The organism is Nonomuraea sp. NPDC050383, assembly GCF_044459125.1.
Taxonomy (GTDB): Bacteria; Actinomycetota; Actinomycetes; order Streptosporangiales; family Streptosporangiaceae; genus Nonomuraea.
This window is the reverse complement of sequence record NZ_JBITIP010000006.1, coordinates 84985-107719: the sequence shown is the minus strand read 5'-3', so window position 1 is coordinate 107719 and position 22735 is coordinate 84985. Positions and strand designations below refer to the sequence as shown.

General features: G+C 72.7%; 23 protein-coding genes and 1 tRNA gene. 13 read left to right on the top strand and 11 right to left on the bottom strand.

Annotated elements, in window-relative coordinates:
• Positions 1-24 precede the first annotated feature (24 nt).
• Together ACIBG4_RS17155 and ACIBG4_RS17150 are read right to left on the bottom strand one after the other, a co-directional pair.
• A complete protein-coding gene (locus ACIBG4_RS17155; RefSeq protein ID WP_397202580.1) occupies positions 25-510 on the bottom strand; it encodes a hypothetical protein in 486 nt (161 codons plus the stop codon).
• Positions 511-719: 209 nt separating this feature from the next.
• Complete coding sequence (locus ACIBG4_RS17150; RefSeq protein WP_397202579.1) at positions 720-1379, bottom strand: TetR/AcrR family transcriptional regulator; 660 nt, start codon at positions 1377-1379, stop codon at positions 720-722.
• A 121-nt stretch (positions 1380-1500) separates the two neighbouring features.
• On the opposite strand from ACIBG4_RS17150, the gene ACIBG4_RS17145 reads away from it, so the two are divergent.
• On the top strand, positions 1501-1908 hold the full coding sequence (locus tag ACIBG4_RS17145; RefSeq protein ID WP_397202578.1) for a Dabb family protein: 408 nt from the start codon (positions 1501-1503) through the stop codon (positions 1906-1908).
• A gap of 128 nt (positions 1909-2036) precedes the next feature.
• Entirely contained in the window at positions 2037-2786 is a 750-nt protein-coding gene (locus tag ACIBG4_RS17140) for a glucose 1-dehydrogenase (RefSeq protein WP_397202577.1), read from the top strand.
• Positions 2787-2797: 11 nt separating this feature from the next.
• Here ACIBG4_RS17140 and ACIBG4_RS17135 read toward each other — a convergent pair whose 3' ends face one another.
• The gene (locus ACIBG4_RS17135) at positions 2798-3547 is read right to left on the bottom strand and encodes an SDR family NAD(P)-dependent oxidoreductase (protein ID WP_397202576.1); all 750 of its coding nucleotides are present in this window, start codon (positions 3545-3547) and stop codon (positions 2798-2800) included.
• Positions 3548-3654: 107 nt separating this feature from the next.
• Between ACIBG4_RS17135 and ACIBG4_RS17130 the strand changes: the two genes are divergently transcribed.
• Both ACIBG4_RS17130 and hutH read left to right on the top strand, forming a co-directional pair.
• Complete coding sequence (locus tag ACIBG4_RS17130) at positions 3655-4371, top strand: ArsR/SmtB family transcription factor (protein ID WP_397202575.1); 717 nt, start codon at positions 3655-3657, stop codon at positions 4369-4371.
• A 15-nt stretch (positions 4372-4386) separates the two neighbouring features.
• Entirely contained in the window at positions 4387-5937 is a 1551-nt protein-coding gene (gene hutH, locus ACIBG4_RS17125; RefSeq protein WP_310712392.1) for a histidine ammonia-lyase, read from the top strand.
• 16 nt (positions 5938-5953) lie between these two features.
• Here the strand turns inward: hutH and ACIBG4_RS17120 are convergent, their stop codons facing one another.
• The gene (locus ACIBG4_RS17120) at positions 5954-7159 is read right to left on the bottom strand and encodes a Rid family hydrolase (RefSeq protein ID WP_397202574.1); all 1206 of its coding nucleotides are present in this window, start codon (positions 7157-7159) and stop codon (positions 5954-5956) included.
• A 57-nt stretch (positions 7160-7216) separates the two neighbouring features.
• Here ACIBG4_RS17120 and ACIBG4_RS17115 point away from each other — a divergent pair, with 57 nt between their 5' ends.
• From ACIBG4_RS17115 to ACIBG4_RS17105, 3 genes are read left to right on the top strand one after another with little or no spacing between them, the layout of a single operon-like run.
• Complete coding sequence (locus ACIBG4_RS17115; RefSeq protein ID WP_397202573.1) at positions 7217-8194, top strand: LysR family transcriptional regulator; 978 nt, start codon at positions 7217-7219, stop codon at positions 8192-8194.
• Positions 8170-9174: a chorismate-binding protein gene (locus tag ACIBG4_RS17110; RefSeq protein ID WP_397202572.1), complete on the top strand. Its 1005-nt coding sequence runs from the start codon at positions 8170-8172 to the stop codon at positions 9172-9174. Before ACIBG4_RS17115 ends, ACIBG4_RS17110 begins: the two co-directional genes overlap by 25 nt.
• Positions 9171-10001 carry an aminotransferase class IV gene (locus tag ACIBG4_RS17105; protein WP_310712388.1) on the top strand — a complete coding sequence of 277 codons (831 nt, stop codon included), beginning with the start codon at positions 9171-9173 and terminating at the stop codon, positions 9999-10001. Before ACIBG4_RS17110 ends, ACIBG4_RS17105 begins: the two co-directional genes overlap by 4 nt.
• A 124-nt stretch (positions 10002-10125) precedes the next feature.
• Here ACIBG4_RS17105 and ACIBG4_RS17100 read toward each other — a convergent pair whose 3' ends face one another.
• Positions 10126-10737, bottom strand: coding sequence for a class I SAM-dependent methyltransferase (locus ACIBG4_RS17100; RefSeq protein WP_397202571.1), 612 nt, complete (start codon positions 10735-10737; stop codon positions 10126-10128).
• 42 nt (positions 10738-10779) lie between these two features.
• The gene (locus ACIBG4_RS17095; protein ID WP_397202570.1) at positions 10780-12006 is read right to left on the bottom strand and encodes an LVIVD repeat-containing protein; all 1227 of its coding nucleotides are present in this window, start codon (positions 12004-12006) and stop codon (positions 10780-10782) included.
• 271 nt (positions 12007-12277) lie between these two features.
• On the opposite strand from ACIBG4_RS17095, the gene ACIBG4_RS17090 reads away from it, so the two are divergent.
• Entirely contained in the window at positions 12278-12835 is a 558-nt protein-coding gene (locus ACIBG4_RS17090) for a DUF305 domain-containing protein (protein ID WP_310712385.1), read from the top strand.
• 13 nt (positions 12836-12848) lie between these two features.
• On the opposite strand, the gene ACIBG4_RS17085 is transcribed toward ACIBG4_RS17090, so the two are convergent.
• Positions 12849-13265 carry an SsgA family sporulation/cell division regulator gene (locus ACIBG4_RS17085; RefSeq protein WP_175594684.1) on the bottom strand — a complete coding sequence of 139 codons (417 nt, stop codon included), beginning with the start codon at positions 13263-13265 and terminating at the stop codon, positions 12849-12851.
• Positions 13266-13706: 441 nt separating this feature from the next.
• On the opposite strand from ACIBG4_RS17085, the gene ACIBG4_RS17080 reads away from it, so the two are divergent.
• Positions 13707-13778, top strand: a tRNA-Val gene (locus ACIBG4_RS17080).
• A 157-nt stretch (positions 13779-13935) separates the two neighbouring features.
• Here ACIBG4_RS17080 and ACIBG4_RS17075 read toward each other — a convergent pair.
• Positions 13936-14166 carry a heavy metal-associated domain-containing protein gene (locus ACIBG4_RS17075; RefSeq protein WP_310712384.1) on the bottom strand — a complete coding sequence of 77 codons (231 nt, stop codon included), beginning with the start codon at positions 14164-14166 and terminating at the stop codon, positions 13936-13938.
• Between the two features lie 193 nt (positions 14167-14359).
• On the opposite strand from ACIBG4_RS17075, the gene ACIBG4_RS17070 reads away from it, so the two are divergent.
• Positions 14360-15328 carry a LuxR C-terminal-related transcriptional regulator gene (locus tag ACIBG4_RS17070; protein WP_397202569.1) on the top strand — a complete coding sequence of 323 codons (969 nt, stop codon included), beginning with the start codon at positions 14360-14362 and terminating at the stop codon, positions 15326-15328.
• Between the two features lie 40 nt (positions 15329-15368).
• On the opposite strand, the gene ACIBG4_RS17065 is transcribed toward ACIBG4_RS17070, so the two are convergent.
• On the bottom strand, positions 15369-16559 hold the full coding sequence (locus tag ACIBG4_RS17065; RefSeq protein WP_397202568.1) for an LLM class flavin-dependent oxidoreductase: 1191 nt from the start codon (positions 16557-16559) through the stop codon (positions 15369-15371).
• Entirely contained in the window at positions 16556-17911 is a 1356-nt protein-coding gene (locus ACIBG4_RS17060; protein ID WP_397202567.1) for an NtaA/DmoA family FMN-dependent monooxygenase, read from the bottom strand. The genes ACIBG4_RS17065 and ACIBG4_RS17060 overlap by 4 nt, the downstream gene beginning before the upstream one ends.
• A gap of 114 nt (positions 17912-18025) precedes the next feature.
• Between ACIBG4_RS17060 and ACIBG4_RS17055 the strand changes: the two genes are divergently transcribed.
• Positions 18026-18811 carry a GNAT family N-acetyltransferase gene (locus ACIBG4_RS17055; RefSeq protein ID WP_397202566.1) on the top strand — a complete coding sequence of 262 codons (786 nt, stop codon included), beginning with the start codon at positions 18026-18028 and terminating at the stop codon, positions 18809-18811.
• 103 nt (positions 18812-18914) lie between these two features.
• Here the strand turns inward: ACIBG4_RS17055 and ACIBG4_RS17050 are convergent, their stop codons facing one another.
• A complete protein-coding gene (locus ACIBG4_RS17050) occupies positions 18915-19295 on the bottom strand; it encodes a cupin (RefSeq protein WP_397202565.1) in 381 nt (126 codons plus the stop codon).
• A gap of 184 nt (positions 19296-19479) precedes the next feature.
• Here ACIBG4_RS17050 and ACIBG4_RS17045 point away from each other — a divergent pair, with 184 nt between their 5' ends.
• Both ACIBG4_RS17045 and ACIBG4_RS17040 read left to right on the top strand, forming a co-directional pair.
• Positions 19480-20739, top strand: a complete 1260-nt coding sequence (locus tag ACIBG4_RS17045) for a hypothetical protein (RefSeq protein WP_397202564.1) — start codon at positions 19480-19482, stop codon at positions 20737-20739.
• 420 nt (positions 20740-21159) lie between these two features.
• On the top strand, positions 21160-22725 hold the full coding sequence (locus ACIBG4_RS17040; RefSeq protein WP_310712377.1) for an alpha-L-arabinofuranosidase B: 1566 nt from the start codon (positions 21160-21162) through the stop codon (positions 22723-22725).
• Positions 22726-22735 lie beyond the last annotated feature (10 nt).

The window sequence follows — 22735 nt, the reverse complement described above, 5'->3', positions numbered from 1 at the left end:
CTGTGTCGCGGTGACGAGAGAACTCTAGCGAATCCTCGCCGAGTCCCCAAACCGGAGGTCGCCGACCTGCTCCGCGTACCAGATGACGTCGGCGACGTGCTCGGCGATCTGGCGCAGCGTCCAGTTGGGGTCGCGGGGGACGTCCCAGGCGTCGGGGACGGTCGCGTAGCGGTTCACGTACGCCTGGGCGAGGCGGGGCCAGCGGGCGCGCGCCTCGGCGAGGTCGAGCTCGGTGAAGCGGGCCCAGTCGGCGTCCAGCGTCACCGTGCGGCCGTGCCAGGTGTCGGGTGCCGGAGTGGCGCCGGCGAGCAGGGCTTCCACCTCGGCGAGGTGGTCGATGAGGTGGTCCTGGATGCGGCGGGCGGCCTTGGAGGGGGTCCACAGGTTGTCGGCTTCGGTCAGGATGGGCCTGCCGTCCCAGGCGAGCCAGGTCTCGGCCAGGGCGAGGCAGCGGTCGACGGAGGCGGCTACGAGGAGCGCGGGGTTCAGCGCGGGGTTCTCGGTGGTCATGACGCCGATCGTGTACCCGAAGCATTCAAACGGCTGTCGAAGCGTCCCGGTCGCGGGAAGTGGCTGCGGGCAAGCCGTTCTCCGGGCGGGCAGACCGGCCGGGCAGTCCGGGCGGGCAGACCGCCGGGCAGTTCGGCCGGGCAGTTCGGGTCGGCAGTGCGGGTGGGCAGTGCGAAGGTGGCCAGTTCGGGTGGGAAGGAGTGGCCGGCTCAGGGGGGCGGGGTCTCCGGGCCGTACGCCCGCAGGAAGGTGTCGACCGCGGACCCCGCCATCCCACCCGCCTCGGCGTCGGTGACCTTCCGCGTGCCGAGCCGGCCGCGCGCCTCCAGCGGCCCCGTGAGCAGCGCCAGGAACTGCTCGGCCGCCACCGCAGGGTCGCACGGGCGCAGCCGTCCGGACAGGGAGAGCCGCGCGAACCGGTCGGCCAGGCCCTCGCCGAGCCGGTGCGACGTGCGGCTCTGGACGGTGTCGACCAGGTCGGGGAAGCGGGCGATCTGCGCGTAGGTGAGCCAGCGCAGCGCGTGGGCGCGCTCGCCCCGGCACACCTGGAGCAGCCGGTACGCGACCTCCTCCAACGCCGGCCGGAGGTCGTCGCCCGGGTCGCGCAGCCGGTCGGCCACGGCCAGGCACTCCTCCGACACCGTCTCGGCGGCGGCGGTCAGCGCCTGCCGGAACAGGTTCTCCTTGTCGCTCAGGTGGTTGTACACGGTGAGCTTGGCGACGCCGGCCTCCTCGGCGATCTCCTGCACGCACGCCTGCGAGTAGCCCCGCCGGGCGAAGACGGTGAAGGCGGCGTCGAGGATGGCCTGCCGCTTGTCGATGCGTCCTCGCGCTCCCTTGCGGGCGGTGGCAGCCGTCGTTTCCGTCACGTCCGCAGGGTACCCCTCGACCGGATCGCAAGTGAACTCGCGAGTTCACTCTTGCTGCTGGACCGGATGAGTCGTTACGGTGAACCAACGAGTTCAGAAGAAAAGACCAATGAGGAGAGAAATGATCGTCAACATTCTGCGTTTCAGCTTCAGGAGCGGGACGACGGAGGAGGAGAAGGCCGAGGTCCTGGCGGCCATGCGGCGGACGGCGTCCGTCGAGTCGGTGTCGTTCTCGACGGTCGGCCAGGACCTGGGCGACCCCGCCGAGGGCTACACCCACGCCTACTGCGTCGGCATCGCGGACCTGGAGGCGCTGGAGCGGTACATGCACGACCCGGTGCACATCGAGGGCGACTACACGATCATCCCGCGGCTGGAGAGACTGGCGCCGGCGCGCCTGTCGGACGACCTCGACCCCGAGCTGGCCGGCAAGGTCATGGCGCTGCACCTGAAGAAGGTGGAGACGTACCCGGAGTGGGGGCGGCTCGTCGAGTCGGTCTCGGGCGGCCGGATCCCCAGCGGCGCCTGACCTGGCCCGGGGTCACCGTACGGCGACGTCTTCTTTGCCCGTACCGGCCGTGGCGCATACCCAGGCGGAACGGCTTCCGGGACATCCTTGAGCTGACGACCGGGCCCGCCGCGTGACAGGAGACGATCATGGGACAGCTCGACGGCAGGACGGCCGTCGTCACCGGCGCGACCAGCGGGATCGGGCTGGCGGCGGCCCGGCGGTTCGCGGCGGAGGGCGCGCACGTGTTCGTCACCGGCCGCCGCCAGGAGGCGCTGGACGCCGCGGTGACCGAGATCGGCGGCAACGTCACCGGCGTCCGGGGCGACGTGGCCGACCTGGGTGACCTCGACCGGCTCTACGCCGCCGTCGCCGAGCGCGGCCGGGGCGTCGACGTGCTGTTCGCCAACGCCGGCGGCGGGGAGCTCCGGCCGCTGGAGCAGGTCACCGAGGAGCACTTCGACCAGACCTTCGGCAGCAACGTCAGGGGCACGCTGTTCACCGTCCAGAAGGCGCTGCCCCTGCTCAACGACGGCGCCTCGGTGATCCTGACCGGCTCCACCGCCGGCGCCAAGGGCGTGGAGGCGTTCGGCGTGTACAGCGCCTCCAAGGCGGCCATCCGCTCCTTCGCCCGCACCTGGGCCAACGAGCTGAGGGGCCGGGCGATCAGGGTCAACACCCTCAGCCCCGGCCCCATCGACACACCCGGCGTCACCGCCCTGGCGCCCGACCCGGCCGAGGCCGACCGCCTGAGGAACGCCCTGGTGGACCTGGTGCCGCTCGGCCGGATGGGCACGCCCGAGGAGGCCGCCTCGGCCGCCCTGTTCCTGGCCTCCGACGAGAGCAGCTTCATCACGGGCGCCGAGCTGTACGTCGACGGCGGCATGAACCAGATCTGACCGTCACCGGCTCAGGTGTGGCCGCCGTTCACCGTCACGCGCTCGCCGGTGACGAACGAGGCCGCGTCCGAGGCGAGGAACGCCACCGTGGCGGCCACGTCCTCCGGCGTGCCCATCCGGCCCAGGGGCACGTCGTCCCGGTAGGCGGCGATGTCCTCGGGGCCGTGGTGGGCGTGCCGTTCGACGGGGATCCAGCCGGGCGCGACCAGGTTGACCGTGATGCCGTACGGGCCCAGCTCGCGGGCCCATGTCCGGGTGAGCCCGAACTGCGCCGCCTTCGCCGCCGTGTAGGCGGACATGCCGGGCAGAGCCCGGTCGACGATGTCGGAGCCGATCTGGATCACCCGGCCGCCGCCCGCCGCGCGCATGCCGGGCAGCGCCGCCCGTACGAGCAGGGTGGGGCTCTTGACGAAGAACCGGAGCTGGTCGAGGTGCGCCTCCCAGGTGAGGTCCTCGACGGGCACGGCGGGCTGGGGGCCGGTCGCGTTGAGCACCAGCGCCGTCACGGGCCCGAGCCGGTCGGCGACGCGCTCCACCAGGGCGGGGGCCTCCGTGTCGTCCGTGACGTCCGCCGCGAACGCCTCGGCGGCGCCGCCGGCCGCCCGGATCCGCTCCACGACCGCGCCCGCCTCGCCGGCGCTGGAGCGGTGGTTGACCGCCACGGCCCACCCGTCGGCGGCCAGCCGCCGCGCGATCACGCCGCCCAGCCCTCGGGACGCGCCGGTGACGAGGGCCACCCGCCCTCCGTTCGCTGCCGTCAAGGAGAACACCTCCGGACTCGCCGTACGATCTTCGAGCCTAGCCGCCGGGTCTCCGCGGCGGCATCTTTCGTCCGGCGGCGAAACATCCCGGCGCTAGGGTCGTGGACATGGCAGCAATGGAGCACGTCGCGGCCGACGCCGACATCGCGCCCGTCGCGGCGCTCATCGCCGATCCGACCAGGGCCGCCATCCTCACGGCCCTGCTGGGAGGCCAGGCCCTGGCCGCCGGGGAGCTGGCGCGCATGTCGGGCGTGAGCGCCGCCACCGCGAGCGCGCACCTGTCCCGCCTGCTGGAGGGCGGGCTCGTCGACGTCGTACGGCAGGGCCGCCACCGCTACTACCGGCTGGCCGGGCACGAGATCGCCGAGGTGCTGGAGGTGCTGGCCAGGTTCGGCGGGCGGCCGCCCGTGCGGTCCCTGCGCCAGTCGCGCCAGGCCCGCATGCTGGAGGAGGCCCGCACCTGCTACGACCATCTGGCCGGCCGGGCCGGGGTCGGCCTCCTCGACGGCCTGCGGGCCGCCGGCTGCCTGGCCGGGGGAGAGGTGACGCCCGAGGGTGAACGCCTCCTGGGCCTCCTGGGCGTGGACGTCGAGGGAGCGCGCCGGACCAGGCGCCGCTTCGCCCCCGAATGCCTCGACTGGACCGAGCGGCGGGCCCACCTCGGCGGCTCCCTGGGCGCGGCCATCACCGCCGTGCTGTTCGAGCGCGGCTGGTACGCCCGAGGGCCGGTCCCCCGAGCGGTGAGCGTGACCGACGCGGGCAGGGAAGGGCTGACGGCGCTGTTCTCCGGTAAGGAGCTAACATCGCATACGCCAGTTACCTGAACGAGAGAGAACACCATGCGCGACAACGGAGTCGTGAACGTCGGCCCGGAGCCCCTGACCTTCGACGACGTCATCCGGGTGGCCCGTCACGGCGCCGCCGTCCAGCTCACCGACGACGCCGTCGCCGCGGTGTCGGCCGCGCGGCAGCGCGTGGACGAGCTGGCCGAGAGTCCCGTCCCCGCCTACGGCGTCTCCACCGGCTTCGGCGCGCTCGCCACCCGCCACATCGACCCGGCGCTGCGCGCCCAGCTCCAGCGCTCCCTGGTCCGCTCGCACGCGGCGGGCAGCGGTCCCGAGGTCGAGCCCGAGGTGGTGCGCGCGCTCATGCTGCTGCGCCTGCACACGCTGGCCACCGGCCACACCGGCATCAGGCCGACCACCGCGAAGGCGCTGGCCGGGCTGGTCAGCGCGGGCATCACGCCCGTCGTCCACGAGTACGGCAGCCTCGGCTGCTCCGGCGACCTGGCACCCCTGGCGCACGTGGCGCTGGCCCTCATGGGCGAGGGCCCGGTCCGCGACGCCTCCGGCCGGCTCACCTCGGCGGCCGAGGCGCTCAAGCAGGCCGGCGTGGAGCCCGTCGAGCTGGCGGCCAAGGAGGGGCTCGCGCTGATCAACGGCACCGACGGCATGCTCGGCATGCTGATCCTGGCCATCGACGACCTCACCCGCCTGGTCAGGACCGCCGACGTCAGCGCCGCGATGAGCGTCGAGGCCCTGCTCGGCACCGACCGCGTCTTCGCCCCCGAGCTGCAGGCGCTGCGCCCGCACCCCGGCCAGGCACGCGCCGCCGCCAACATGACCAGGATCCTGGCCGGCTCGGCCATCATGGAGAGCCACCGCGACCCCAACGCCTGCACCCGCGTCCAGGACGCCTACTCGCTGCGCTGCGCCCCCCAGGTCGCCGGCGCGGCCCGCGACACGATCGCCCACGCCGCCAACGTCGCCACCTGGGAGCTGGCCAGCGCCGTCGACAACCCGGCCGTGCTCGCCGACGGCCGCGTCGAGTCCAACGGCAACTTCCACGGCGCCCCCGTCGCGTACGTGCTGGACTTCCTGGCGATCGTCGCCGCCGACCTCGCCTCCATGTCCGAACGCCGCACGGACCGCTTCCTCGACGTCGCGCGCAACCACGGCCTGCCCGCGTTCCTGGCCGACGACCCCGGGGTCGACTCCGGCCACATGATCGCCCAGTACACGCAGGCGGCCATCGTCTCCGAGCTCAAGCGGCTGGCCGTGCCCGCCAGCGTCGACTCGATCCCCAGCTCGGCCATGCAGGAGGACCACGTCTCGATGGGCTGGTCGGCGGCGCGCAAGCTCCGCCGGTCCGTCGACGGTCTCACGCGCGTGCTCGCGGTCGAGGTGCTGACCGCCGCCCGCGCGCTCGACCTGCGCGCCCCGCTCCGTCCCGCGCCGGCCACGGCCGCCGTGGTCGAGGCGCTGCGCGAGACGGTCCCCGGCCCGGGGCCGGACCGGTTCCTGGCGCCGGAGATCGACGCGGCGGTCCGCCTGGTGGCGGACGGCTCGGTGATCGCCGCCGTGGAGTCGGTCACGGGCCCGCTCGACTGACGCCCGCGGCCCGGGGTCAGGGCAGGGCCACGACGACGTCGACCTCCAGCAGCAGCCCCGGCATGAACAGCCTCGGCACCTCCACGGTGGTGCTCGCCGGCGGCGTCCCGGTGAGGTACTTCCGCCGCACCGCGCCGTACTCGGCCCGTCGGTCCATGTCCGTCAGGTACGTCCTGATGAACGTCACGTCGTCGAACGTCGCCCCCTGGTCGGCCAGGATGCGCTCCAGGCTCCGGAAGACGTGCTCGGACTGGGCGGTCATGTCGTCCTCGCCCACCACGCGGTGCCGCTCGTCGAGGGCGGCCTGCCCGGAGACGTAGAGGGTGTCGCCGGCCCGGACGGCGTGGGAGTACATGCCGTTCGTGGGCGGGACGGTCGGCGGGTTCAGAGGCACGGCCCGCCGCCCCTTCCGGCCGCCCGTGACGTGGCCGGCGATCGCGGTGAGGTCACGCCCGCCCAGGCCCGCGGCCTCCGCCTCCTGCAGCCTGCGGCGGGCCGCCGTGGCCAGCGACGCCTCGGGCCACGCCGCCAGCGCCAGGTCCTTGGCCGCCAGCCCGAGCGCGTACCGGGTCTCCCGTGAAGGGACGCGCAGCCGCTCGGACACCGCGCCGAGCGGGGTGCCCGCGAGCACGTCCGCCAGCGCCTCACGCGGCACTCCGTGCGCCTCGCCGTACGCGAAGGTCTCGGCGACCAGCACCTGGGCCGGGACGATCGCGCTCATGACGGCGACCTTCACGGCCGCGCCCGCGCCCAGGGGCCCGCACGCGCGCACGGTCCCGAACACCGACAGCACCTCCCGCAGCCCGGCGGCCACCGCCCCGTCCCCCGCCTGAGGGCCGTCCAGCCCTCCGGCGAGCACGGTCAGCGTCCCCTCCGCCGCCGGCCCGACGCTGCCCAGCACGGGCGCGTCGACCAGCCCGGCGGACGCGGGCAGCAGCGCCCGCAGCTCCCGCACCACCTCGGGGCCGATCGTGGACATCTCCACCACCGTCGCCCCGGGAGCCAGCCCCGGCAGCGCGGCGGTCAGCACCTCCCGGACCGCGGCCGGGTCGCGCAGCATCGTGACCACGAGCGCGGCTCCGCGCACCGCCTCGGCGGCGGTCACCCCCGTCCCGCGCCGCCACACGGTCACCTGGTGGCCGGCGTCCACGAGCCGCCGCGCCATGGGGACGCCCATCCGGCCCTGTCCAAGAAAAGCGATCTTTCCCTCGAAAGCAGTCATGGGCCCAGTGAACCGGGCTGCGAGAGATTCCACCACCGACTACATTGCATGGCAGCCATGACTGACACGAATGCCTTCGACACCGCCACCCTCCGGCTGTTCGACGAGGTGGCGCGCAACGGCTCGTTCACCGCGGCGGCCGAGCTGCTCGGCTACACCCAGTCCGCGGTCTCCCGCCGGATCGCCGCCCTGGAGCGCGCCGCCGGCGGCCCGCTGTTCGAGCGCCTGGCCCGGGGCGTACGGCTCACCCCGGCGGGGCATGCGCTGCACGCCCACGCCGGCGCCGTCCTCGACCGGCTCGAACGCGCGGGGGAGGAGCTGACCGCGATCCACGGGGGCAGCGGCGGCACGCTGCGCGTCGGCGCGTTCGCCACGGCCAACGTGGACCTCGTGCCGGGCACGCTCAGGCGGTTCGCCCGCGCCCGGCCGCGCGTCGAGCCGCGCGTGCTGGAGGGGCTGACCTCCCGGCTGGTCGAACGCCTCCAGGCGGGCGCGCTGGACATCGCGGTCATCAGCGACTACCCGGCCGGCCTGCCCGCCGGTTTCACCCTCCACGAGTCACCACCGGAGCGGCCCCGGGGCGCGCGTGGGGACGACGCCGGTCCCGGGAGGGCCGTGCTGCTGCGCGAGGACCGGCTGCTCGTCGCGCTGCCACGCGAGCACCGGCTGGCCGGCGAGGACGCCGTGGACCTGCGCGAGCTGGCGGGCGAGCCGTGGATCGAGGCCGCGCCCCGCGGCCAGCCGACGCTGCTGACCGCGGCCTGCGCCGCCGCCGGGTTCACCCCGCGCGGCGGGCTGCGGGTGGCGGAGTGGACGGGGAAGTTCGGGTTCGTCGCGGCCGGGCTCGGCGTCACCCTCGTACCGGAGCTGGCGGCCCGTGGCGTGCCGCCCGCCGTCGTGCTGCGGCCCCTGCGTGGCCCCGCCCCCGTGCGCAAGGTGTACGCGGCCGTGCCGGGGACGCCGCTGCCGGCGGCGCTGGAGTTCCTCCGGCTGCTGGGACAATGGGAGCCGTGCACGACTCCTTCGCCCACGTAGGCGGTGTCCTCGCCACCGGCCTGCGCGACCTGACCACCGACCTCGCCGCCCTCGACGGCGACGGCTGGTGGGCGGTCGTCGCCGACTACGAGGGCAAGGCGACGTGCGCCCGCTTCGACCACGTCCGCCCCGCGCCGCTGCCCCCGCCCCGCCGCCCCTGGCACGGCCCGCCGCCCGGCCGGTGGCGCAGCTCGCTCGACCGGGCCGCCTACGAGCGCGGCGTCCAGGCCATCCGCGACCACATCGAGCGGGGCGAGGTCTACCAGGCCAACCTGTGCCGCGTCCTGACCGCACCGGTGCCGGACGACGCCGACCCGCTCGCCCTGGCCGCCCTGCTGGCCGCGGGCAACCCGGCCCCGTACAGCGCGGTGATCGACGTGCCGGGCACGACCGTCGTGTCCGCCTCGCCCGAGCTGTACCTGTCGCGCGAGGGCGACGTCGTCGAGTCCCGCCCCATCAAGGGCACCGGCGCCACCGCGGCCGACCTCCTCGACAAGGACCGCGCCGAGAACATCATGATCGTCGATCTGGTCCGCAACGACCTCGGCCGGGTCGCCGAGGTCGGCACCGTCGAGGTGCCGTCGCTGTGCGCCGTCGAGGAGCACCCCGGCCTCGTCCACCTCGTCTCGGCGGTACGCGCCCGGCTGCGGCCCGGCGCGGGCTGGGCCGAGCTGTTCGCGGCCACGTTCCCGCCCGGCTCGGTCACCGGGGCCCCCAAGTCGTCGGCGCTGCGGATCATCAATCGGCTCGAACCCGAACCCCGGGGGCCGTACTGTGGGGCGGTGGGCTGGGTCGACGCCTCCCGACGCAGGGCGGCGCTGGCCGTGGGCATCCGCACGTTCTGGATCGCCGCCGGCGAGATCCGGTTCGGCACGGGCGCGGGCATAACCTGGGAGAGCGATCCCCGGCGTGAGTGGCTCGAGACCGAGCTGAAGGCGTCCAGGCTCATCTCACTGGCATCCTCAGGAGGCACTGCATGAACATCCCTGTCTGGGTCAACGGGGAGCTGATCGACCCGCAGCGGGCGACCGTCTCGGTGTTCGACCACGGGCTCATGGTCGGCGACGGCGTGTTCGAGACCGTGAAGATCGTTCACGGTCGCGCGTTCGCCCTCACCCGGCACCTCGACCGGCTCAGGCTCTCGGCCCAGCGCATGGACCTGCCCGAGCCCGACGTCGAGGCCATCGCCGAGGGCATCGGCAAGTGCCTGGCCGCCGCCCCCGCGTGGGCGCTCGGCCGCATCCGCATCACCTACACCAGCGGCCCGGGCCCGCTCGGCTCCGACCGCGGCGACCAGGGCACCACCTCCGTGGTCATCGTGGACGAGCAGAAGCCGTTCCCCGTCACGGCCAACGTCACCGTCGTCCCCTGGCCGCGCAACGAGCGCGGCGCGCTGGCCGGCGTCAAGAGCACCTCCTACGGCGACAACGCCAAGGCGCTGGCCTACGCCAAGGCGCGCGGTGGCGGCGAGGCGATCTTCGGCAACCTCGCCGGCGACCTGTGCGAGGGCACCGGCTCCAACATCTTCATCGTCCGCGACGGCCGCCTGCTCACCCCCACTCTCCAGTCCGGGTGCCTGGCGGGCGTCACGCGGGCGCTGACGCTCCAGTGGTGCGGCGGCGAGGAGGCCGACGTGCCGCTGTCGGCCCTGTACGAGGCCGAGGAGGCGTTCCTGACCTCGACCACCCGCGACATCCAGCCGATCAGGCTCGTCGACGACACCGAGCTGCCGGTCGCGCCCGGCCCGATCACGGCCAAGGCCATGCGGGTCTTCGCCGAGCGCTCGGCCGGCGACCTCGACCCCTGACGCCCCGCACCCGGGCGGCACCGACCGGCCGCCCGGGCCTGCCACCGCGACACGGTCGACGGCGTGCGCGACCATGCCGGTCCGGGCGCGATCACGCCTACGCGGACGACTTCCCGGCAGGACCTCAGGGGTTGGTCGCCACGGTGAGGATCACCGCGCGGGAGCCGACGTGCGCCAGGCGCGACTCCGCCTGAACGAAGCCCGCCGTACGGGCGAACTCCGACGCCTCGCCGGCGGTGCCGGGGACGGGCACGTCCGAGGCGACCAGCGCGGCGAACGCGCCGCTGGGCCGGAACTGCCCGGCCACCGGCAGGGTGAACCCGGCCCGGCCGCCGGGGCGCAGCGCGCGGCGCCAGTCGGCCAGCGCCGTCGAGCCGAGGAAGTGCAGCGAGGACGAGCAGAGGACCAGGTCGAGCGAGGCGTCGGGCACGGGCAGGGGGACGGCCTGCCCCACCCGCCAGTCGATCGCCGCGGCCAGGCCGGCCGCTTCGGCGCGCTCACGGCCGACGGCGATCATGCCGGGGGAGATGTCCACGGCCACGACGGGGACGGTGGCACCCGCCCGGGCCAGCGCGAGCGCGACGGCGCCGTTGCCGCAGGCCACGTCGGCGATCCTGTCGCCCGCGGCCGGCCGGACCAGGTCGAGAAGCAGGCGGGCGATCTCGTCGTGGTGGTCGTTGTCGTAGCCGCCGGCCAGCTCGTCGAAGGCATCGGCCATCTGAGGGGGAATCGTCACCAGGCGATTATCGGGCACGGGCCGTCCGCGCCGCGGACGGCGTCAGTACGTCTTCTGCGTCTGCACGTTGAAGTCGTCCATCGTGACCTTCTTGGCGGGGTCCGTCAGCGGGTCGTCGACGGAGATGACGTCCAGCCCCTCGCGGATGTCGCTGGAGTAGATGTAGCCGTTGTAGTAGTACGCCGACCACGAGCCCGCCACGGGATCGTCGCCGCCGTCCGGGAACGGTCCGCGCTCGAAGAAGCCGATCTCCCTGGGGGCGGAGGAGTCGGTGAAGTCCCAGATCGACACGCCGCCCTGGTACCACGCCTGCACCATGACGTCCTTGCCCGGCACCGGCACCAGCGAGCCGTTGTGGGCGACGCAGTTCTCGTCCTTCTCCTGCTCGCGGGGGATCTTGAAGTAGCCGCGGCGCTCCATCCGGCCGTCGACGATGTCGTAGATCGCGTTCGCGCCCTTGGTCTGCGGGGTGTTCCTGTCGCAGGTGGGGGCGTTGCCGCCGCCGAGCTCGTCGCTGAAGACGACCTTGGTGGCGTCGTTGTTGAACGTGGCCGAGTGCCAGATCTGAAAGTTCGCCTCGTCGCGTACCTGCTGGAGCACCGTCGGGTTGACGGGGTCGGAGATGTCGAGCAGCACGCCGTCGCCGAAGCAGGCGGCGGCGGCGAGCTTCTTCTCGGGGAAGGCGGTGATGTCGTGGCAGCCGCCGCTGCCCTTCTGGCGCTCCGGGAAGATGTTCGGCTTGGCGACGACCCTCGCGGAGCGGGGGTCCTTGACCGGGATCTCCACGACCTGGATGACCTGGTGCTCCGGCGTGCAGGTCGCCGAGTCCGCCTCACCGCCCGGGGAGGAGACGTACACGTAGAGCGTCTCGCCCTGCGGCACCATGGTGTGCGTGTGCGACCCGCACTCGGTCGCCACGGACGAGACGTACGTGGGGCGGGTCTTGTCGCTGATGTCGAAGATGCGCAGACCCTCCCAGGCGCGCGTGTCCTCGTCGGAGCCGCAGCCCGCGTCGCTGCGGGGCTCGTCCACCGACAGGATCAGCAGGTCGCCGTAGACGGAGACGTCGTTCTGCTGGGCCGGGCAGGCCACCTGGCTGACCGTCCTCGGCTTGGCCGGATCGCTGATGTCGTAGACGGAGAACCCGCCGAAGTTGCCGACGAACGCGTAGTTTCCCTGGAAGGCCAGGTCGGTGTTCCAGTCCATCTCGTTGTTCAGCGGCGCCGAACGCGGGACGTTGGCCACGAGCTTGACGTTGGGGCTGGTCATCACGGCGTCGTCACCCGGCCCCTGTGAGGTGCCCCCCGAGCGCGGCGCGGACCCGCCGGGGTCCGATCCCGAACTGCACGCGGACACGAACAGGGCGACCGCGCACAACACCGCCCCCCGAGCCCTGGCAGAGAACACGCACGCACCCCTCGTCTTGTGTCCCAGTATGGAAGCTATGTCAGTACGATCCCGGTTCGTACCGCACCTTGTCGCAATTATGGCGGTATTGGCGGTAGCCGCGTGCGCCGAGCGACCGGAGGGACCCTCGGCCGTGGGCACGGGCGCCCCGGTGATCGTCCCGGACGAGCCGGGGGCTCCGGCCCGTACGGCGACGCCGGGGGAGCGTGTCGGCCAGGCCGACCGGGAGCCGGGCGCGGCGGACGTCCGCTTCGCCGAGGGCATGATCCCGCACCATCGCCAGGCCCTGGAGATGACCGCCCTGGTGGCGGAGCGCACGGGGAACGTGACCGTGCGGGGCTTCGCCGCGCAGATCGCCGCGGCCCAGCAGCCCGAGATCAGCGTGATGACCCGCTGGCTCGCCGGCCTCGGCCGCTCCGTCCCCGCCGGGCACGAGCACGGCCAGGTGGGCTACGGGATGGCGACGCTGGAGGAGATGAACGCGCTGCGCGCCGCCCGCGACGCCGCCTTCGACCGGCTGTTCCTGCGCCTGATGATCAGGCACCACGAGGGCGCGCTGAGGATGGCGGGAGAGCAGCTCTCCGGCGGGCGGGACGTGGGCATGCGGCGCATGGCGCGAGACGTGTACGCGGGCCAGAGCATCGAGATCGCCCGTATGAGGAGGACGCTTCAGGCGCTACCCGGCCGGTAGGAATCCTGGGGGTTCAGGAGGGCCAGAGCATGTTGGTCAGCTCGGCGTCGAGGTCCATGAAGTCGGTCTCGCGACCGGCCGGCACCTTCTCGTACGTGCGGTGCAGGAACTCGGTGAGGGGCGTCAGCGGCACCTCGAACAGTGCCTGGCCGAACGGGGAGGTCAGGCTGATGTGCAGGGTGCGCTCGCCGTCGGAGCGCGCCGGCCACACCTGCACGTCGCCGTCGCCGACGCGGCGCACGATGCCGACGGTCAGCAGCTCCCTGGCGAAGATCCACTCGACCGGTTCGTCGTTCCCCACGTGGAAGGCCATGCGGATGGCGTACGGGTCGTCGGCGGTGTAGCTGAGTCCGGCGAGCAGGGGGACGGTCGTTCGGTCGGGGACCACAAGCCGAAGGCCAAGCTCGGCGGAGACGGTGGTGCTGTTCATCGTCAGCCAAACCTTTTCGTCGTAGGTCCCCTCTTCGGGGCTTTCGCTGCTCTGACGGACTTCGTCCTGAGCTATGACGCGGAACGAAGAAACCTGTAGGAAAGATTCCGCTTCCAGGGCCTTCTGTAACGCACCTCACAGCTGGACATTCGGGCATCTATCTGGCCAAACGGCATCTGTTGGCTGGTATTTGCGAGGGCTTTGCGCGCCCTCCGGTCGGCTCTGGCGTAATCCTTCATGAACGTTTCCGGAGAAAAGATCACGATCGGCTCCTACCGGAACACGTCGATGGTATGCCACCGACCCGCTTCGCCGATGGGCAACCACCCCCTTTCCCTCGAATCTCCGTCCCAGTCCGCCTCCCGGCGCGCCGCCGCTTCGCCAGGTGGTCCTGGAGTGCGGTATGGTTTTCCCGTCGGCGCCGCAAGGGGCCGCCAGGGCGGGCGATTAGCTCAGCGGGAGAGCGCTTCGTTCACACCGAAGAGGTCACTGGTTCGATCCCAGTATCGCCCACCGGAATTCACCAGGTCGAAGGCCAGACCGCATGTCGCGGGTCTGGCCTTCTTCATGTCTGGACCCTGATTGGACCCTGCGACCAGCGCTCACCCACGCCCTGGCCGACAGCCCGCCCGGCCGTACCGGGCCATGGCCTGGCCTTCGCGCCGGCGCCCTACTCGACGACCACGCATCCCGCCGCCTCTATGGCGGCCCGGACCGACCGCTCGTCGACCGGCCCGTCCGTCAGGATGCTGACGCGCGAGGTGGCCGGTGTCACCTCCACTCCCACCACGCCGGGCACCTGGATGAGTTCGGTTCTGATGGTCGCCAGGCAGTGGTCGCACGTTTCCGAGGACAAGCCGGTGAGCTGGTAGGCGACCAGGCTGTACGCCACAGTGATCATGGTGTTCTCTTCCTCTGAGGACGCTTCGGGGCTACGTCCGCCCCTGCCTCCGATCGTGGGGCACCGGACCCGGCGCGGGGAGTCCGGGCGGGCGTCGCGAACACGCCATGGCGCGAACAGGAAGCCAGCTTTGCGGCGTTATAGGGAGATCTGTCATCGTTTCGGGGAGGCGCACGAGAGGATGGGGGGCAGCTTGCCGTATCAGGATGACGATCATCTCGCGCAGGCCCTCTACCGGCAGATGCACGAGCGCGGCGAGTCATGGTCCGAGGCCGGCGCCGCCCTGGAACTCGGTCCGGCCGAGCTCGCCCAGGCGTGCGAGCACCTGATCCGCCTCCACCTGATCGACGCCGAGACCGGCACCGCCGTCGACGCCGCCGCGGCGCTCGCCCGTAGCCTGCGGGACAGCCACCGGGCTCTCGATCGCCTGGTCGAGCAGCATGTCAGGGCCGCCCTGCTGGCCCAGCGTTATCTGGGCCTGCCCGGTCGCCGGACCGACGACACGCACATCGAGTTCTTCGCCCGCACCCACCACCAAGAGCGGCTGTACCAGCGCATCGACGAGCTGACCGAGCTGACCAGGCACGAGATCGCGAGCATGCACCCCGCGGCGCCGTGGACCTCGGAGGTGCTGGAGAAGGGGCTGGCCCGCAACCGCGTCTCCATCGGCAACGGCCTCCGGGTGCGCAGCCTGCACGCGCAGATCACTTTCGCCGACCCGATGATGCGCGAGTACGTCAACGCCCTCGCGGAGGAGGGCGTCGAAGTGCGGGCCGCCCCGCTGATCCCCACGCGCATGCTCATCTACGACCGGCACACCGCGATCGTCCAAGCGGATCCCGAGGACCTCGACGCCGGCGCGGTGCTGATCCAGGGCGACGGCGTGGTCCGCTCGCTCTCGGCGCTCTACGACTACTGCTGGATGACCGCCTCCGAACCCGAGGACGTGCCCCGCACCGCGGACGGCGTGACCCTCACCGAGGCGCAGCGGGCCGTCCTGCGGCTGCTCGCCTCCGGCGCCAAGGACACCGCCATCGCCCGCGGCCTGGGCGTTTCCGTTCGTACGGTGACCCGCACCGTCGGCGAGCTGACCACGATCCTGGGCGCGACCAGCCGCTTCCAGGCCGGAGTGCGGGCGGCCCGCCTCGGCTGGCTGGACTGAAGCGGGCGAAGGGCGGTGCCGGAAAGGGCAGGCCGGTCTGTCACAGGACGGCCTTGGCGTAGCGGCTCGCCGGGCGGGGCAGGCCGAGTCGCCCGCGCAGGTCCGCCGTGTCGTACGCCGTCCGGAACGCGCCCCGGGCCTGGAGCTCGGGCACCAGGCCCCTGGTGATCGACGTCAGGTCGCGGGGCAGCTCGCCCGGCCGGAGGCGGAATCCGTCCAGCCCGGCCTCCCGCCAGCTCAGCAGCAGATCGGCGAGCTCTTCCGGCGTGCCGGTGAAGACGTGCGCGTCCGAGACGAGCTCGTCTCCGTCGAGGTCGTCCAGCCGTGCCTTGCGGTCGGCCGCGCCGCCGGAGTCGAGGAAGGTCACCAGGTCCGCGAAGATCTTCAAGGGCGGTCCGGCGCGGCCGACGGCGGACTCCGCCGCCCGGACCCGCTCGACGACGGCCGTGGCGTCGTCCCGCTCGCGCGGCGTGACGTACACGACGTCGGAGGTCCGGGCCGCGAACTCGTACGGCAGCGTGTCGTGGGCCAGGGCGGTGACCAGCGGCTGCCCCTGGGGCGACCGCGGCGTGATCGAGGGCCCCTTCACGCTGAACCACTCGCCGCTGAAGTCGACGTAGTGCAGCTTGTCGCGGTCGATGAACCGGCCGGTCGCGACGTCGCGGATCTCCGCGTCGTCCTCCCAGCTGTCCCACAGCCGGCGGACCACCTCGACCGCGTCGGCCGCCTCGGCGAACAGGCGCTCCACGTGCCTGGTGAAAGCCGGATCGGGGTGGCCGGAGAGGTCGAGCGGCGGGAGGACGCGGCGGCCGAAATGGAGGGCGTGGTCGGGGCGGGCCGAGACCTGGGGCCGCCACCCGCCCCTGCCGCGGGTGACGTGGTCGAGCGAGGCGATGCCGGTCGCGACGTGGAACGGCTCCGTATGGGTCGTGCTGGTGGTCGGCACGAGGCCGATCCGCGAGGTCAGCGGCGCGACGTTGGACGCGATCAGCACCGCGTCGAGGCGTCCGCGCACCTGGTCCAGGCGCTCGTCGGGCTCGTTGAGCCGGGTCGACTGGAGGCCGAGCGCGTCCTCGAAGGTGACGAAGTCGAGCAGGCCGCGCTCGGCCTCCGCGACGAGGTCGGCCCAGTAGCCGGCGGTGAACAGCCGGTACGGCTGCGCGCCCTCGGCCCGCCACGCGGCCGGGTGCCAGCCCGCCCCGTCGAGCGCGACGGCGAGATGCAGGGTCATGAGATCTCCTCGGTACGGGGGGCGAGAGGGCGGGGGGCGAGGCCCAGGTGGTCGCGCAGGGTGGGCCCCGTGTAGTCGGCGCGGAAGACGCCCTTCTCCTGCAACAGCGGGACGACCTTGTCGACCAGGTCGTCCAGCCCGCCCGGGGTGAGGTGCGGCACGAAGATGAAGCCGTCGGCGGCGTCGGTCTGCACGAAGTGGTCGATCTCGTCGGCGACCGACCGCGGTGTGCCGATGAAGGTCTGCGGCACGCCGACCTCGATGACCAGCTCCCGGATCGACAGGTTCTTCTCCTCGGCGATGGCGCGCCACTTGGCCGCCACGGCGCCGCGGTCGCGGCGGAACTGCGCGTCGCCCTTGGACACGCCCTCGTCCAGGTTCGGTTCGAGGTCGGGCAGGGGGCCGTCCGGGTCGTACCCCGTCAGGTCGCGGCCCCACACGCCTTCCAGGAAGTAGAGCGCGGTCTGCGGGCTGACCTGCGCGCGGCGGATCTCGGCGGCCCGTTCCGCGGCTTCGGCATCGGTGTCGCCGAGCACGTACGTGACAGCGGGAAGGATCTTCAGGTCGTCGTGCCGCCGGCCGTACGCGGCGAGCCTGCGTTTGACGTCACGGTAGAAGGCGCGGCCCTCCTCCAGCCTGCTGTGCCGGCTGAAGATCACATCCGCCGAGGACGCGGCGAACTCGCGGCCGTCCTCGGAGTCCCCGGCCTGGATGATCACCGGGTGGCCCTGCGGGCCCCGCGGCACGTTGAACAGGCCGGAGATGTCGAAGTGCCGGTCCCGGTGCCGGAAGGGGGTGACGCCGCCCGGCCGGAGGAACCGCCCCGACTCCGGGTCCGCGACCACCGCGTCCGGAGCCCAGGAGTCCCACAGCTCCCTCGCGGTCCGCAGGAACTCCTCCGCCCGGGTGTACCGGTCGGACTCGTGGAGGAAGCCGCCCCTGCGGAAGTTCTCGCCGGTGAAGGCGTCGAAGCTGGTCACCACGTTCCACGCGGCCCGGCCACCGCTCAGGTGGTCGAGCGTGGCGAGCCTTCTGGCCACCTCGTACGGCTCGTTGAAGGTCGAGTTGACCGTCGCGGCGAGGCCCAGGTGGGTGGTGACGGAGGCCAGGGCGGAAAGGACGGTGAGCGATTCGGGGCGGCCCACGACGTCCAGGTCGTGGATGCGTCCCTTCGCCTCGCGCAGCCGCAGTCCTTCCGCCAGGAAGAAGAAGTCGAACTTGCCCCGTTCGGCCGTCTGGGCCAGGTGGCGGAACGAGTCGAAGTCGAGTTGACTGCCCGAACGGGGGTCGGACCAGACAGTCGTGTTGTTCACGCCGGGGAAGTGCGCGGCGAGATGGATCTGCTTGGTCATCGGGGCTCCTGACGGGGTAATAACCTATAAACATAGTAGGAAAAGAGGGGTATATCGTCAATGAGGTCCGTGATCCACGTCGTCCAGGAAGTCCAGAAGGGGAGTGGTGCAGGGGTGAAGAGTCCGATCCGGGAGGAAGCCGATGACCGGCAGGGTCCGCGGGGACGCCCCGAGCGTCACCCGCTGGACAACCCCGTCCGGTGGTCCCTGGCCGGCCCCCACGCGCACCTCGCCGGACGACGCGGTGCCGCGCTGCGATACCCGGCCGACGTCGCCCCGTTCGCCGCGCTGCCGGACGAGCCGGGCCCCGCCGACTGGGCCGACCTGGCCGCGCTCGCCGGCCCGGGCGCCGTCGTCACGCTCACCGGTCCGGCGATCGCGCCGCCGGACGGGTGGGAGGTCGTGATGTCGCTGGAAGGAGTCCAGATGGTCGGCGACGACGTCGCGGCGGCGTACGACGGCGAGACCGTCCGGCTGGGGACGAAGGACGTGCCCGAGATGCTGGACCTGGTCCAGCGCACGCAGCCGGGCCCCCTGCTCGACCGCACCGTCGAGATGGGCACCTACCTCGGCATCCGCCGCGACACGGCCGCAGGCCACGCGGACGGCTCCCCCGCACTCGTGGCGATGGCGGGGGAGCGGCTGCACCCCCAGGGCTGGACGGAGATCAGCGCGGTGTGCACCGACGCCGCCTTCCGCGGCCAGGGGCTGGCGAGCCGGCTGGTGCTGGCCGTGGCGGCCGGGATCCGGGACCGAGGGGAGATCCCGTTCCTGCACGCGGTGGCCGGCAACGTCAACGCGATCCGTCTGTACGAGTCGATCGGGTTCCGGCTCCGCCGCCGGGTGGTCTTCGCCGCGCTACGGGTGCCCGCCGGTGCGGAGGCCTCCGGAGCGGGCTGAGACCACCCGGCCGCGGCCGCTCGTCACTCCGCCGGCCGGACCGGGCCGCTCCACCTGAGGTCCGGCAGGTTGACCACGATCGCCTCCTGCGAGCTCCGGGCGATCACCACGACCGCCTCCAGGTCGGGGTCCGGGTTCTCCTCACGGTGGGGACGAACGGCGGCACGAAGATGTAGTCGCCCGGCTTCGCGTCGATCCGCACCTCGTGCGGCTCCTCGGCGTCCAGGTCGAGGAACACGAACGACGGGGTGCCGCTGACCACGTAGATCGCGGTCTCCGAATCGCCGTGGTGATGGTTGAGGGACGCGGTCGCGGGCGCCACGTGGGTCTGGCCCATCCACAACCGCCTCGACCCGACGGTGGCGCCGCTGATGGCGGCGCGCCTGCGCATGCCGCCGGTCTGCGCGGTCTCCGAGGTCAGGCCGGCGGGCGCCACGTGGTGCAGCCTGCGGTGGAACGGGTCTTCGGGAAGGACGACGCTCAACTCTCTCCTCCTGGCGGTCACGAGCGGGCGCCTGGCGGCTCCCGCGCCGGTCAGGCCAGTCTCGCTCCTCGGGCGGAGATCCGGGGCGGCCGGGGAGGACGGCGCGGCGAGCGGGCGGCGACAGCACGGGACGCCGCGTGCATAATGTGATCTCTCGCTACGTCTCCCCGGGTGAGGATCGCACGTGAGGCGAACGACTGCCGCGCTGGCCGTACTGGCGCTGGGGGCGAGCGCCTGCGCCGGCTCGCGCCCGGCCGGAGAACCCCGTGCGAGCTCGCCGGCGCCGGCGGGCACGTCCGCGCCGGCCGGCAAGGTCGCCGAGCCCGCCGCCGTGACGCCCGGCTCCTGCCCCGGGACGCCCCGGGCGGCCGACCAGCTGCGGCCGGTCGAGGTTCGCGGCTCCGGGTGGCGGCTGATCTCGCTCGACGACTCGGCCGGCCACCTCGCCGACGGCAGCGTCACCTCCGACGGCGCCCTCTGGGCACTCCACGGCTCGCCCGGCGCCATGGGCGACCACGTGGCGGCCCGCCGCTGGGACGGCCGGGCGTGGACCCGGCTGCCGCAGGTTCCGGGTGCCCGTGGCGCGGACCAGGCGCTGTCGGCCGTCTCCCGCGACGCGGCCTGGATCGTGACCCGTGCGCCGGGCAAGGAGGACGGCGCCCGCGGCCCCAGGACGCTGTGGGCCTGGAACGGCGCGGCGTGGCGGACGGCGCCGCTCGACCTGCGCCCGGCCCCGGACGACGTGCGGACCTCGGCCCGCGGGCCGTGGGTGGTGGCCGGGGATCGGTCGATGCGGTGGAACGGCACCCGATGGCAGCCGGCCCCGCTGCCCGCGCCCGCCCGCTCGCTGGGCGGCACCGACGACGAGCCCTGGGTGGTGGGGGAGCTGCCCCCCGACGACACGGACAGCGACAAGTCGCGCGTCGCCCGGTGGACCGGGAGCGCCTGGCAGGACGTGCCGCTGCCGGAGCTGAGGCTGCCACCGGACGCCGAGCCGCAGCACGGGGACGACGGCGAGCGCTTCCCGCGGGTGGCGGTGCGGACCGGTTCCGCCGAGTTCTGGGTGCTCGGCAGCTTCCGGTGGCTGGAGCATGACCGCGAGGACCTGGAGGACGTCTTCCCGGCCCGGCCCGTGGCGATGCGCAACGTCTCCGGCGTGTGGACGTGCTTGTGGGGACCGACGGGAGAGCCGGGTTTCAGCGACGCGGTGCCCGACGGAAGCGGTGGCCTGTGGGCCGTCACGGACTGGGACGACGGTCCGCGCAGCGTCCTGTGGCATCTGGCGGGCGGGCGGTGGACGCGGGAGTCCCTTCCCGTGCGGGACGGCGGCCAGGCGCGGGTGTACGACCTGGCGGCGCGCGACGGCACGGTCTACGCGCTCGGCGCGCTCGTCCGGGACCCCCTGCGGGAGGGGCGGGCGGCGCTGTGGCGGCTCGGCCGCTGAGCGGGACGACAACCGTCACTGCCACGATCATCGCAACGACTCCGGAGGCCCCCGTCCGGGACCGTCCCCCGATCACCCGGACCGTCCTCGAAGGGGATCCGGGCCCCGTCGCGCAGCCGTCCGTGGCGGGGCCGTGCGGCACCCGTGTTCCGTCATGCGCCCGAAACCTTGACGCACCATTGGCTTCGGTTCATAGTGAGCCCGTCAACCCCATGAGAATTTCCCCTGGAGGTCATATAGCACCTACGAATGTTAGCGCTAACAATGCAAATCCCCTTTCCGTCCGGCCGCGAAACCGCAGGTCAGAGGGCATGTCGCCGCGCGCGCAGAGATGCGGCGGCGGGTTCGATCATTTCGATCGACGACCCATGCCTGAAATCCCCGGCCTTCGCGGCGGGTCCCCCCTGAAAGGCAGATTCCATGATGATTGTCAGGTCCGGATTCCGGCGTCTCGCCAAGGCACTGCTGTCCGCGGGCGCGGTCGTCGCGCTCGCCGCCGGCCTGCTGACCGGCCTCCCCACGTCGTCACAGGCCGCGACGTCGCCGCCGTGTGACCTCTACGCCTCGGGCGGCACGCCGTGCGTGGCGGCGCACAGCACGACCCGGGCCCTGTACGCCTCCTACAACGGTTCGCTGTACCAGGTGCGCCGTGCCTCGGACAACGCCACCCGGAACATCGGCGTCCTGAGCGCGGGCGGATACGCCGACGCCGCCGCGCAGGACTCCTTCTGCGCCGGCACGACCTGCCTCATCACCGTCATCTACGACCAGTCCGGCCGCGGGAACCACCTCACCCAGGCGCCCCCCGGCGGGTTCCAGGGCCCGGCTCCGGGCGGGTACGACAACCTGGCGAACGCGACCGCCGCGCCGATCGTGATCAACGGCCACAAGGCCTACGGCGTCTACGTGGCTCCCGGCACCGGCTACCGCAACAACAACACCAACGGCGTCGCGAAGGGGGACCAGCCGGAGGGGATGTACGCGGTCTTCGACGGCACCCACTACAACGGCGGCTGCTGCTTCGACTACGGCAACGCCGAGACCAACAGCCGTGACAACGGCAACGGCACCATGGAGGCCATCTACTTCGGCAACATCAAGGTCTGGGGCTACGGCACGGGCAACGGCCCCTGGGTCATGGCCGACCTCGAGAACGGCCTGTTCTCCGGGGTGAACGCGGGTTACAACGCGAACGACCCGAGCGTGAACCACCGGTTCCTGACCGCCATCATCAAGGGCGAGCCGAACCACTGGGCGATCCGGGCGGGCAACGCGCAGTCGGGCAGCCTGTCCACCTTCTACAACGGGAAGCGCCCCAACGTCGCGGGCTACAACCCGATGAAGAAGGAAGGGGCCATCATCCTCGGCATCGGCGGCGACAACAGCCACGGCTCCGCCGGCACCTTCTACGAGGGCGTGATGACGTCCGGCTATCCGTCGGACGCCACGGAGAACTCCGTGCAGGCGAGCATCGTGGCCGCCGGATACGCGACGTCCGCCGGCGGCCAGAACGGAACGCTGACGCCCGGCTCCTCGATCTCGCTGCGCGCGACGACGTCCTGCTGCGCCGACCGCTCCATCCGCCACCAGAACGACCAGGCCGTCACGTCGGTGATCACCTCGTCCAGCCCGGCTCTGGACAGGAACGACGCCACGTGGATCGTGCGCAGCGGCCTGGCCAACAGCTCCTGCGTGTCGTTCGAGTCGAAGAACTACCCCGGCGACTACCTGCGGCACCAGAACTACCAGCTGTACCGGCAGCACAACGACGACAGCTCGCTGTTCGCCGCCGACGCCACCTTCTGCCCGCAGTCCGGCAAGAGCGGCCAGGGCACCTCGTTCGCCTCCGCCAACTTCCCGGACCGGTTCCTGCGCCACTACAACAACACCGTCTACATCGCCGCCAACGGCGGCTCGAACGCCTTCGACAGCGCCACGTCGTGGGCCGCCGACGTGAGCTGGCTCGTCGGCCAGCCCTGGGCATAGACACCGCCGA